This is a genomic window from Chryseobacterium sp. D764 (genome assembly GCF_019317325.1).
Classification (GTDB): Bacteria; Bacteroidota; Bacteroidia; order Flavobacteriales; family Weeksellaceae; genus Chryseobacterium.
Genome location: NZ_CP079219.1, coordinates 1,969,382 through 1,981,580 on the forward strand (window position 1 = coordinate 1,969,382; position 12,199 = coordinate 1,981,580).

A 12,199-nucleotide genomic window follows, 5' to 3' on the forward strand; every position below is an offset into this window, starting at 1 on the left:
TTTTTTATTATCTATTCCTTAAAATTATTCAGGTTTAAAAGAATCTTTCAGTGTTACTGTACGGTTAAATACCATAGCTTCATCTGTAGAATCCTGATCTTTTGTAAAGTATCCTATTCTCTGGAACTGAAGAGGTTCACCAACAGCTACATCTTTCAGACTTGGCTCAGCGAAACCTTTCACGATAGCCATAGATTCAGGGTTGATAAAGTTCAGGAAATCAACATCTTTCTCAGCATCAGGCTGTTCCACAGTAAACAAGTGATTATAGATTCTTACTTCTACAGGAATCGCATGTTTTGCAGATACCCAGTGCAGAGTTCCTTTTACTTTTCTTAAACTTTCTTCTGTACCGCTTCCAGACTTACTCTTCTCATCATAAGTAGCATAGATGGTAGTGATTTCTCCATTTTCATCTTTCTCTACTCTTTCAGCTTTAATGATGTAAGCTGATTTCAAACGAACTTCTCCGCCTAATTTCAGTCTGAAGAATTTATTGTTAGCTTCTTCTTTGAAGTCTTCACGCTCAATGTATAACTCTCTTGAGAAAGGAACTTCTCTTGTTCCCGCATTTTCCTGCTCAGGATTATTTTCAGTCTCTAACCATTCTTCTTTATCTTCAGGGTAGTTTTCGATCACTAATTTTACTGGATCTACAACGGCCATCACACGTTTCGCAACCTTATTCAGGTCTTCACGTACACAGAAGTCAAGCAACTGGATCTCGATAAGATTTTCTCTTTTCGCAACCCCTACTTTATCAATAAAGTTTCTGATGGAAGTTGGAGTAAATCCTTTTCTTCTCATTCCTGAAATGGTAGGCATTCTAGGGTCATCCCATCCGGTTACCGCTCCTTCCGCTACCAATCTCTGCAGCTTTCTTTTGGAAGTAATCATATAGGAAACGTTCATCCTTGCAAATTCTCTCTGCTTGTTTTTAACCCTTCCTTCTTCGTAAACCTGATCCAAATACCAGTTGTATAGCGGTCTGTGATTTTCGAACTCCAAAGAACAAAGTGAATGTGAAACTTGTTCAATATAATCAGATTCACCATGAGCCCAATCGTACATTGGATAAATTTTCCAGGCTGTACCTGTTCTGTGGTGAGGTTTATTCAAAATTCTGTACATCACAGGGTCACGCATATTCATGTTTGGCGAAACCATGTCGATTTTTGCACGAAGAGACATTGAACCACTTTCAAATTCTCCGTTTTTCATCCTTTCGAATAAATCTAACGATTCTTCAACAGGACGGTTTCTGTATGGAGATTCAATTCCTGGCTCTGCAGGATTTTTTCTTTGCTCAGTAATCACTTCAGATGCCTGCTCATCTACATAAGCTTTGCCTTCTTTAATTAACTGAACTGCCCAATCGTAAAGCTGCTGGAAGTAATCGGATGCGTACAAAACTTTATCCCATTTGAAACCTAGCCATTCAACATCTTTCATAATAGAATCTACGAATTCCTGTTCTTCTTTTTCAGGGTTCGTATCGTCGAAACGAAGGTTTACGGGAGCGTTGTATTTTTCACCCAGGCCGAAGTTGATGCAGATCGCTTTTGTGTGCCCTACATGCAGATAACCATTCGGTTCAGGTGGAAAACGGAAACGAATCTGATCTTTTTTCAGACCGTTTGCCATATCATCTTCAATAATTTGCTCAATGAAATTGAGTGATTTTTTTTCTTCTTCCATTAAAGTAGCTTTTATTTTTTAGCTAAAAAAGTTTTACAAAGTTACGGAAAAATAAGCTTTTGTAAAAGTGATAATTTAAAAGCCTTATTGATTGTAATTCAATATTTTTCACTAACTTCGGGAGAACTAAAACCATTTTAACCAACTTAACCATCATGGCTGTTTATATCTTAAGCAACCGGAAAATTATCCGGTATAAAGGCGAAAGAGTGGACTCTTTTTCCAATGATGAATATTCTATTCCCAATTTCAGGATCGCCAAATGTGATTTTGACAACTACAAAGAACCCACCGCTCAAGCCAAAAAGAAAAAAGACTATACCAACAGGAATATCTTAAACTACAAGTTCTTTTCTGAGCCCGAAAAACAGGGTTATGAAGAAGTTTTGGATGTTCTGCTCAATGAAAAAGGGATTAAAAAATCCGCCCTTACAGCCAATAATCTTGGCGGAACTCAAAGAATGTTCTATGAACTGTACAAAAACATGTCTTCCACTAAAGACCGAAGCGATGTACTGATATTCATCCACGGTTATCTGTATGATTTTGATGATGAATTAAAGGCTATTCTTGATCTTAAGAAAATATTCATTGATAACCCGGCATCTCCTGTAGAACATATTTTATTCGTAAGCTGGCCAGCCTCAGGAAGTATTATCCCGTTGAGTTATTTTGATGATAAAGCTTCCAGTATCAATTCCGGAACATCTCTGATGAGATTGTTTTATTTCTACACCCAATTTTTAAAAGATATCTTTTCCAACCGGGATCTTGCGCCCTGCAATCAAAGAATTCATATTATGGCTCATTCTTTGGGGAACAGAGTACTTCAAAGCATGCTCTACAGCCTTAAAAGGGAGAATATACTTCGTGTTATTGATCAGGTTTTACTGTTGAATGCAGATGTAAGCTATAAGGTATTTGAAGATTCCGAAGATTCCTACAATAAGCTGCCATTACTGGCTAACCGGATTTCTATTTACCTGAACAGACAGGATACTGTTTTGGGAATTTCTCAGTTTACAAAAAACATTCTGACACCACGACTTGGCAAAAACGGACCAAGTGATCTTACCCATTACAAAGATATTGTTTCTATTATCGACTGTACGTTTGTAAAAGATGATATTTTGAACAGCTTTAAATATGAAGTGGGAAACCACTGGGGATACCTCTCCAGCTCGCAGGTACAGTCAGATATCTTTCAGAATTTAAATGGAATTGACAGAAATCTTATTACCAACCGATCCAAGGATAACGAAAACATTTTCACAATTATTTCTTAACAAATAGTTTAAATAATTCTTAAAAAATGAACACTACGTTAAAATTAGTTCAAATCCACAGTGTGGCATAAATATTGCTAATTCAAACTATAGGGAATTATAATTTTTTTTATTATGGAAAATATTAAAAAACAGTTTTCTTATATATTAGACTATATTAAGAAGACCATCTTCGTAAAAGATGTCATTTAACTGAATAACAACCTCTAAATCAACAAAATATTCGATCCAAAAATTACTCATCCTTGTAAAACAGACCGAAAAAACCAATAATTATTCCTCTTAATCTGATGCAGGAATATATTTTCATGTTTGAAATTTATTGAAACATTCCTTTGATATTGTTAAATATTGCTAAATAATTCCCCATTTGTTGTATAATTGAAAAAAGTTTTCGACATTTACTTATCAATCAAATAAAATTAATATCATGAAAAATCTAAAGAAAATCAAAAGAGGAGAATTAAAAACAATCAAAGGAGGAAGACCGCCTCTTGGGTGCAACAGCTGGAACCCGGTTGCTATGTGCTGCAGATCATGGGGGCCTGACTACTGTGGTCAAACCACTTGCCCGGATTCACCTCCCCCATTATGCTAATTAACTTTTCTAAGTTATACTTTTGAACCATAACAGCTCATTTCTGAGTTCTAAATCGGATTCAAAATTATTTACAAATAAAGCTCCAGTGCCTAAACCTTGAGGCATTGGATTTTTTTTGATAAATGTATACTGAGCAATGGCATTCAATCCGATATTACTCTCCAAAGCTGAAGTAATCCACCAGCCGATATTTTGATTTTCTGCAAGAGAAATCCATTCATCCGAACCGGAAAAACCTCCTACCAATGCAGGTTTCAGAATAATATATTGTGGTTGTATTTTTTCTAAAAGTTTTTTCTTTTCTTTAGGATCAATAATTCCGATCAGTTCTTCATCTAATGCAATCGGAGTAGGTGTTTTAGCACATAATTCTGCCATATCATTCCAGTTTCCTGCTTTAATTGGCTGTTCAATAGAATGGATATGAAGATCTGCAAGCTGCTGTAAAACTGTAACCGCTTCTTCTGTGCTGAATCCCCCGTTTGCATCCACACGAATCTCCAGCTGATCTTTGGAAAATTTGTCTCTTAACTTCTGAAGAATAATATGTTCAGATTTCCAATTGACCCCGATTTTTAATTTAATACAATGAAATCCTTTTTCAAGTTTATCCTGAATCTGTTCTTCCATATACCCTACTCCTCCCATCCATATCAGGCCATTGATGGTAATAGCAGATTTACCTTCCGTAAACTCACTTGGAAAATAAAGGCTGTCTCCATATTTCAAATTCTGAACCGCTTGCTCGTAACCAAACCAAATGGAAGGAAACTCTTTCAGTTCTTCTTTTAAAAATGCTCCATCCTGATTGATATTTTCACAAAGCCATTTCAGCTTTTCTTCATAACCGGGCCTGTCATCAAAACTCAGGCCTCTGAAAATAGCACATTCACCAACACCTTTTCTTCCGTCTTCCGAAATAGTGAGGATAAAGGTTTCCTTATCAAGCAAAACGCCGCGAGATGTTCCACTCGGGCGTTTGAATTGTAATAAATATTTTAAATAAATTGCTTCCATTATTTTACGCTGTCGATACGCATGAATTCTTCCGCTTTTTCTACCATTTGTATACTTCCACAGAAGAACGGAATTCTCTGGTGAAGTTCTGTAGGTTCTATTTCAAGAATTCTTCTGAATCCGTCTGTTGCTTTTCCTCCTGCCTGTTCTGCAAGGAATGCCATTGGATTACACTCGTATAAAAGTCTTAATTTACCATTTGGAGCCTGTGAGTAGGAAGGATAGATATAAATTCCTCCTTTCAGCATATTTCTATGAAAATCCGCGACCAAAGAACCGATATATCTTGAAGTATAAGGACGGTCTCCTTCTTCCATCTGACAGTATTTAAGATAATTTTTTACTCCCTGAGGAAATTTGATATAATTTCCTTCGTTGATAGAATAGATTTTACCTGTTTTCGGGAAAGTCATGTTAGGATGAGAAAGATAATATGTTCCTAAAGAAGGATCCAGGGTAAATCCGTTTACTCCGTTTCCGGTAGTATAAACAATCATTGTAGAGGAACCGTAAATCACATATCCCGCAGCAATCTGATTGATTCCTTTCTGTAAAAAGTCTTCCAGCTGTACAGGAGTTCCAGGTTCAGTAACTCTTCTGTAGATAGAGAAAATAGTTCCTACGGAAACATTTACATCAATATTGGAAGATCCGTCTAAAGGATCGATAAGTACTACATATTTACTTAAATGTCCGTTTTCACCACATTTAATATCAATAAAATCATCATTTTCCTCAGACGCAATACCACAAACAACCTCTCTTTGAGACAAAGCCGTAATAAAAATTTCATTAGCAATCACATCAAGTTTCTGCTGTTCCTCACCCTGAATATTTTGGTTACCGGCAGCTCCTGTAATATCTACAATTCCGGCTTTATTTACCTCTCTGTTTACCACTTTCGAAGCCAATCTTATTGCGCTCAGAAGACGAGAAAATTCACCTGTAGAATATTGAAAATCGTCCTGTTTATCTATAAGAAATTCTCCTAAAGTCTGTAATGGTTGATTTGACATATTTTTCTTTTTACGTTTTCCCCAAATTTCGGAAAATTTATCGCATTAAGAAAATTTAATTACAAAAGATCTTATCCACTGTATTTCAACAAAATACAAACAAAAAAAAGCATAACACTGAACTGTTATTGAAAATTATATCTCCGGATTTGTTATCTCAGATGCACAAAAAATCCAAATTATTTCATTATTTGTTGATTTTAAGGAAATCTTAATTCTATCTCCCTTTCAGGCTATTTCATATCTCGTTGTAAATTTATAATTTTGACGTCCGTAAAAAACTCATGTAATTTTTTATCTAACAATTTTATTTTTAATAATTTAATGAAAATTTTTAAGTTTGGTGGAGCATCTGTAAAAGATGCCGAAAGTGTGAAAAACGTGTCTATGGTTCTACAAAGCCAGGGATTTGCCAAATGCTTGCTGGTGATTTCAGCAATGGGCAAAACGACAAACGAGTTGGAAAAAGTTGTTGAACTTTATTTCAAAAAGGATAACTATCAAACTGAGATTGAAAAGATAAAACGAAAACACATTGAGATTGCGGAAGGCCTTTTTCCTGAAAATCATGCCGTTTTTGCAGAAATCAATCTCTTTTTTGATGATATTGATTCTTTTTTAAGAAGAAATAAATCTCCCAACTACAACTTTGTTTATGATCAGGTGGTAAGCTGCGGAGAAATGATTTCTACCAAAATCCTGAGCGAATACCTGAATGAAATCCAATTTACCAATCAATGGCTGGATGCCAGAGATTATGTAAAAACGGATAATTCATACAGAGAAGGTACGGTAGACTGGGTGAGAACTGAGGAATTTATTTCCAATCTGAATCCTGAGATCTGCTATGTTACCCAGGGATTCATTGGTTCTGACGAAAACAATTTTACGGTGACTTTAGGAAGAGAAGGTTCAGACTACTCTGCTGCTATTTTTGCTTATTGCTTAAATGCTGAAGCGATGACAATCTGGAAAGATGTACCGGGAGTAATGACCGGAGATCCAAGAAAGTTCGATGATGTTTCTCTTCTTTCCAATATCTCTTATGAAGAAGCGATTGAAATGGCTTATTACGGAGCAAGTGTTATTCACCCAAAAACATTACAGCCGTTACAGCAAAAAAGTATCCCTTTTTATGTAAAGTCTTTCGTAGATCCTACCAAAGGAGGAACAAAAGTAGGTGCTTCTGAAAAAAACCAACAGGAAGAATCTTATATTTTAAAAGAAAACCAGGATCTTCTGAAGATTTCTACAAGAGATTTTTCTTTTATTGCAGAAGACCATATGAGCTTAATTTTTGGATATTTATCTAAATATAAGATCAAGGTTTCCCTGATGCAGAATTCTGCTATCTCCCTGGCATTGTGCCTTGAAGACAAATTTAATCATATAGATGAGCTCAACCAGGAGCTTCAAAAAATTTTTAAAACCGAAGCAATTAAAAATGTATCTTTATTCACAGTAAGAAATGCGAAGATGGATCACATTGATAAATTTTACCATGAAAAAAATGTATTATTGGAACAAATTTCCAAGAATACTCTTCAAATGGTAACACAATAATATTAATTGCGACTAAACACACATGAGTTTAATTTCGAAAAACGATCTGATCAAAGCTTCCGGCTTAAGTAAACTTGGGTTCCTCAAGAACCCGGTAGCATCTGCTGTGATGAGCATTGCTAAAATAAACGAAGTAAATAAATTATACGACAAACTAAAAGATAAGGAAGGCAAAGACTTTTTCGACTCATTTGTAAGAGAAAGAAACTTAAGCTATGTAGCTTTTGAAGAAGATCTGGCAAAGATTCCGAAAACGGGACCGTTTATTCTGGTTTCCAACCACCCGCTGGGTGCTATTGACGGGATTCTGATGTGCAAGGTCTTATCAGAGGTTCGTCCGGATTTCAAGGTGATGGGAAATTTCCTTTTGGAAAAGATCAAACCTATGGAACCGTATGTAATCGCTGTAAACCCTTTTGAAAACAGAAAAGAAGCTTACAGCAGTTCTTCAGGAATGCGTGAAACACTCAAGCATTTACAAAACGGAGGCTGCGTAGGTATTTTTCCGGCAGGTGAAGTTTCTAACAAGAACAATCCTTACGGAGAAATTTTAGATAAGGAATGGGAAAAAACGGCACTTAAGCTTATCAGAATGGCTAAAGTGCCGGTAGTTCCTATGTATTTTCATGCCAAGAACAGCCGTCTTTTTTATCAGGTGGCTAAGCTTCATCCGAATTTGCAGACTTTGATGCTTCCTTCAGAAATGATGAATGATAGAGAAAAACCTATCAGAATCAGAATCGGGCGTCCTATTACTGTAAAGGCGATGGACGATATGGAAACAATTGAGGAATTGGGAGAGTTTCTGAAACGTAAGGTTTATATGATGAAATCTTACTACGAAAAGAGAAAATCCCTTGCTCAAAGCATCAATCTTCAGAACTTATCGGTGAAGTTTCCTTTATTGAAGGAAGAAAACATTGTTCAGAATATTATTGATGAAACGCCTCTGGAAGACATCATTAAAGATGTTGATAAATTGAGAGGAACAGACAAAATGCTGTTCAGTAACGGGAATTACGAAATTTACTTTACCACTTACGAGGAAATACCTTCTATTATGAGGGAAATCGGACGTCAGAGAGAGCTTACTTTCCGTGCAGTAGGTGAAGGCAGTAATCTTCCGTTTGACCTTGATGAATATGATAAACATTACCATCACCTGTTCCTTTGGGACAACGGGGAGAAAAAACTGGCTGGTGCTTACAGAATGGCACTGGGTAGAGAGGTTATGAAGAAATATGGTATCAAAGGCTTCTATACAAGCTCTTTATTTGAGTTTGAGCAGGATATTCACCCTTTCTTTAAAAAGGTGATCGAAATGGGCCGTGCCTATATCTGCCAGGAATATCAGCAGAAACCACTACCTCTTTTTCTTTTATGGAGAGGGATTGTGCATGTGTGCCTGAGAAATCCTGACCATAAATTCCTTATGGGTGGTGTGAGTATTTCCAACAAGTTCTCGGAGTTCTCAAAATCATTGATGATCGAATTTATGCGTTCCAATTATTTTGATTCCGCAGTAGCTCAGTATATCACTCCAAGGAATGAATATAAGGTAAAGCTTCGTGACAGGGATAAAAACATTTTCTTTGAGGAAATGGAATCTGATCTTAATAAGCTGGACAAAATCATTGATGATCTTGAGCCTGAATTGAGACTCCCTGTTCTGATCAAGAAATACATCAAACAAAACGCAAAAGTAATCGCTTTCAATGTAGATCCTAACTTCAATGATGCGATAGACGGATTGATGTATATCCGAATCAGTGATCTTCCGGAAAACACGATCAAACCGGTATTGGAAGAGATGAGTGAGCAGATCAGAAAGGAGCAGGAAAATAATCCGGCTGATAATCAGTAAGTTTTTAACTTTATTCAAAAAAAGTACGATGAATACTTGCTTTGTATACTAAAACTTACTACTTTTGCATCACTTTAAAACAACGAAGTAATAAACAAAAACATAAATGGTTTCTTAGCTCAGTTGGTAGAGCAATGGATTGAAAATCCATGTGTCCCTGGTTCGATTCCTGGAGAAACCACTTAAAACCTCTAATTCAGTTTAGAGGTTTTTTTGTTTTTATATACCTCCCTTTCCTTCCAGTAGTTTCTTCCGGAATATTGAAAAACGAATACTTAATCTTAATGCACTTCTAGATAAAATCTGTTGAAAAAATAAAATTAATCAAAAAGATGGGAATTAATTTTTTATTTGATCGGTAAAACTTAATTTAGTATTGTAAACCAAATTACAAATACTATTATGAGAATAAAATTATTTGCAGATACTTTTCTGGGTGTCGCTCTGCTTGTTTTTCAATCCTGTGCAGAAATACCGATGATAACAGAGGACACTGCTGCTGCACAAAAAAATGTCTCAACTTTAAAGAACGCATCGTCCTTCAATGTACCCGTTGCCGGGAATTCTTTTTTTACGGTAAAACCTTCGGGAGCCAGCGAGGTGATCACTTCTACTAATTTAGGTAACTGGACCAACTCCAATACTGTTATCAGCACTTATTTCAGAGTGAGCAATACAGGAATATTAAATATAGGATTAAAAGCATCAGTTCCTTCAGGTACAAGTGTTGTAAAAGTAACGGTTGGCAACACATCCAAAAATATTACTTTAACGGGATCGGCTTATACAGATTATACTGTTGGAGATTTTACCGTTTCTACTCCCGGCTATGTAAAAGTCGATCTTCAGGGTGTTTCTAAAACCGATGGATACTTTGCAGATGTTACGGATGTTATCTTCAGCGGCGCAGCTTCTACAGGAACCAATATTTACAGCAATGACCCTTCCTATTATTACTGGGCTCGCAGAGGGCCTTCCTGTCATCTGAACTATGTAGTTCCGACTACCAATAATGTCAGTTATTATTACAACGAAGTAACAGTTCCTGCCGGAGAAGATAAGATTGGTTCTTATTTTATGGCTAATGGCTTTAGTGCAGGCTATTTTGGAATGCAGGTGAATTCTGCCACAGAAAGAAGAATTTTATTCTCTGTATGGAGCTCATTTGATACTGATGATCCTAATAATATTCCTCCTGATCATAAAATCCTCCTCAACAGAGCAGGCACCGGAGTAACAGTTGGAGAATTCGGGAATGAGGGCTCTGGCGGACAAAGTTATTATAAGTATAACTGGAGTGCAGGACAAACTTATAAATTCTTATTAAAAGGCGAACCGGACGGAACCGGAAAAACAGATTTTACAGCCTGGTTCTTATCACCTGATACGACAACATGGAAACTGATCGCCAGCTGGAAGCGACCTCAAACCAGTACTTATCTTAAAAGCTTCTATAGTTTCGTTGAAAATTTCAATCCCGAAAATGGATATCAGGGCAGAAAAGCAGAATTTAAAAATCAATGGGTAAGAACTTCCACCGGTAACTGGGTTGCCATTTCAGGAGCAAAATTTAGTGTGGATAATACCTACAATGCACAGCAAAGAATAGATGCAATGGGAGGAACAAGCGGTAATGCTTTCTTTTTACAAAATGGAGAATTCTTTAACACAACGGTTGCGCCTGGCTCACAGTTTTCTGTTACCGCACCTACACAAGCTCCTAATATCAATTTTTCAACCCTTCCTTAAAATTATAACTTAAAAATAAAAGCCAGTTACTTTATGAGTAACTGGCTTTTATTATATTTTTCCAACTTCGTTCCGTGGATGAGATGCTTTTATATAAAAAGTATAACATTTTTGACTGTGTTTTCAATATTTATTTCTGAGGATGTTGTTTTCGCCATTCTGTTATCTTCATGGGTTGATTGTCTGGGCCGCATGTTCCGTTGTATTCACACTCTTCAACAAAATATTCATCATAATCTGCATTGTCCCACCATTCTTTAAATTTTGGAAGATTGAAATAATTATTTTTCTGTAAAAGATTTATTTCCTCCTGATCTAAAAAGAATCGCAGCCTTCCCATCATTTTAGAATTATCCCCATATCCTGAAACAAATCTTTTGTCATACTTATATTGTTCCGCAAAATAAACAATATTCGCTAGTATTTTCACCTTATCTTCCTTTGAAACACCAGTTTCTTTGTTATTAAAATCAGCAAGATACTCAAGATAATCTTTTATGTGATCCAAGATAAATCTGTTTTCTGACGGATCAGTAGGAAGGTATAGTTTTTGAAGAACTTTAAAAGTATTGGCATGGAGCTTTAAACTTCCGTCACATTGTTTAATCCAAAACAATTTTCCATAATCTTGTGGATTATTTTTATTAAACTTTGTTCTTTCAATAACCCACTTTAAGAGGTCAGTATCTCCTGCATATCCAAATGTTTTTACTAAGCTTGCCATAAAATTTTGATCATTCAAAATAAGCCATTTGTATTGGACTTTGTTATTATTGAATAGATACTGATTACGGGCAATTAAAGTTTTTATGCTCTTTTTTCTCTGTTCTTTTAAGTCTGTAATATCTTTCCAATAATATATTTTCACACCTGCTACATGATTCTTATTCTCAGCTTCTCTTTCATATTGGAATAATTTAGAATCTTTAGTGTAATCCAGTATTTCAGGGATGCTGTATAAATTTGATATAAAAAGTTCATTTTTAAAAACATAAGTACTGTATGGATTAACATCAATACTATTCAAATTTTTAAAAAGCTTAAAATCTTTTGAGCATTTATCTTCAAAATTGATATGCAAATACTTTGATTCTGATCTTGGATCAATTATCCTATTGAATACTTTATTAATTATACTAGAAAAGGCTTCTTTATTGGGCTTCTTGTATCCATTATCTTCTAATTCTTTTGATATAATTGATTCAGTAGCCTCTAAATCTTTTAATGTAAATTGATAAGCTGGATAATCCGTCTCACTTTTTTCGCCACTTGCACCAGCCTTCAATTGTGCCTTAAGAATGGATAAAAAGGAACTTTCGGAATTTTCAGCCATATTTTGTGAGTGAAAATCATTTACCTGCAATACTACCAGAAAAAATAAAATTCTTTTTATCATTATTGTGTT

9 protein-coding genes and 1 tRNA gene are annotated in these 12,199 nt (G+C 35.6%); 6 read left to right on the plus strand and 4 right to left on the minus strand.

Annotated elements, in window-relative coordinates; all coding sequences use genetic code 11:
- Nucleotides 1-24: 24 nt before the first annotated feature.
- Nucleotides 25-1,698 carry a glutamine--tRNA ligase/YqeY domain fusion protein gene (locus KYG33_RS08855; RefSeq protein WP_077418321.1) on the minus strand — a complete coding sequence of 558 codons (1,674 nt, stop codon included), beginning with the start codon at nucleotides 1,696-1,698 and terminating at the stop codon, nucleotides 25-27.
- 155 nt (nucleotides 1,699-1,853) lie between these two features.
- On the opposite strand from KYG33_RS08855, the gene KYG33_RS08860 reads away from it, so the two are divergent.
- Nucleotides 1,854-2,984 (plus strand): alpha/beta hydrolase, encoded by a 1,131-nt coding sequence (locus tag KYG33_RS08860; RefSeq protein ID WP_219073094.1) that lies wholly within the window; start codon nucleotides 1,854-1,856, stop codon nucleotides 2,982-2,984.
- Nucleotides 2,985-3,414: 430 nt separating this feature from the next.
- Nucleotides 3,415-3,582, plus strand: a complete 168-nt coding sequence (locus KYG33_RS08865; RefSeq protein ID WP_156118473.1) for a bacteriocin-like protein — start codon at nucleotides 3,415-3,417, stop codon at nucleotides 3,580-3,582.
- 9 nt (nucleotides 3,583-3,591) lie between these two features.
- Here the strand turns inward: KYG33_RS08865 and KYG33_RS08870 are convergent, their stop codons facing one another.
- Complete coding sequence (locus KYG33_RS08870) at nucleotides 3,592-4,602, minus strand: o-succinylbenzoate synthase (RefSeq protein WP_180564337.1); 1,011 nt, start codon at nucleotides 4,600-4,602, stop codon at nucleotides 3,592-3,594.
- Complete coding sequence (fbp, locus tag KYG33_RS08875) at nucleotides 4,602-5,618, minus strand: class 1 fructose-bisphosphatase (protein WP_047421077.1); 1,017 nt, start codon at nucleotides 5,616-5,618, stop codon at nucleotides 4,602-4,604. The genes KYG33_RS08870 and fbp overlap by 1 nt, the downstream gene beginning before the upstream one ends.
- A 324-nt stretch (nucleotides 5,619-5,942) precedes the next feature.
- Here fbp and KYG33_RS08880 point away from each other — a divergent pair, with 324 nt between their 5' ends.
- The 4 genes from KYG33_RS08880 (at nucleotide 5,943) to KYG33_RS08895 (ending at nucleotide 10,794) form a co-directional block, all read left to right on the plus strand.
- A complete protein-coding gene (locus tag KYG33_RS08880) occupies nucleotides 5,943-7,181 on the plus strand; it encodes an aspartate kinase (protein WP_180564338.1) in 1,239 nt (412 codons plus the stop codon).
- 22 nt (nucleotides 7,182-7,203) lie between these two features.
- Nucleotides 7,204-9,045 (plus strand): lysophospholipid acyltransferase family protein, encoded by a 1,842-nt coding sequence (locus KYG33_RS08885; RefSeq protein ID WP_047387446.1) that lies wholly within the window; start codon nucleotides 7,204-7,206, stop codon nucleotides 9,043-9,045.
- Between the two features lie 108 nt (nucleotides 9,046-9,153).
- Nucleotides 9,154-9,226: transfer RNA gene (locus KYG33_RS08890), tRNA-Phe, on the plus strand.
- A gap of 221 nt (nucleotides 9,227-9,447) precedes the next feature.
- The gene (locus KYG33_RS08895) at nucleotides 9,448-10,794 is read left to right on the plus strand and encodes a DUF3472 domain-containing protein (protein WP_219073095.1); all 1,347 of its coding nucleotides are present in this window, start codon (nucleotides 9,448-9,450) and stop codon (nucleotides 10,792-10,794) included.
- A 130-nt stretch (nucleotides 10,795-10,924) separates the two neighbouring features.
- Here KYG33_RS08895 and KYG33_RS22480 read toward each other — a convergent pair whose 3' ends face one another.
- Entirely contained in the window at nucleotides 10,925-12,190 is a 1,266-nt protein-coding gene (locus KYG33_RS22480) for a hypothetical protein (RefSeq protein ID WP_257468967.1), read from the minus strand.
- Nucleotides 12,191-12,199: the final 9 nt, after the last annotated feature.

Bases quoted from the DNA above. Each gene is read 5' to 3' on its own strand.
- KYG33_RS08855 (WP_077418321.1), bottom strand. From the start codon at position 1,698: ATGGAAGAAGAAAAAAAATCACTCAATTTCATTGAGCAAATTATTGAA.
- KYG33_RS08860 (WP_219073094.1), top strand. From the start codon at position 1,854: ATGGCTGTTTATATCTTAAGCAACCGGAAAATTATCCGGTATAAAGGC.
- KYG33_RS08865 (WP_156118473.1), top strand. From the start codon at position 3,415: ATGAAAAATCTAAAGAAAATCAAAAGAGGAGAATTAAAAACAATCAAA.
- KYG33_RS08870 (WP_180564337.1), bottom strand. From the start codon at position 4,602: ATGGAAGCAATTTATTTAAAATATTTATTACAATTCAAACGCCCGAGT.
- fbp (WP_047421077.1), bottom strand. From the start codon at position 5,618: ATGTCAAATCAACCATTACAGACTTTAGGAGAATTTCTTATAGATAAA.
- KYG33_RS08880 (WP_180564338.1), top strand. From the start codon at position 5,943: ATGAAAATTTTTAAGTTTGGTGGAGCATCTGTAAAAGATGCCGAAAGT.
- KYG33_RS08885 (WP_047387446.1), top strand. From the start codon at position 7,204: ATGAGTTTAATTTCGAAAAACGATCTGATCAAAGCTTCCGGCTTAAGT.
- KYG33_RS08895 (WP_219073095.1), top strand. From the start codon at position 9,448: ATGAGAATAAAATTATTTGCAGATACTTTTCTGGGTGTCGCTCTGCTT.
- KYG33_RS22480 (WP_257468967.1), bottom strand. From the start codon at position 12,190: ATGATAAAAAGAATTTTATTTTTTCTGGTAGTATTGCAGGTAAATGAT.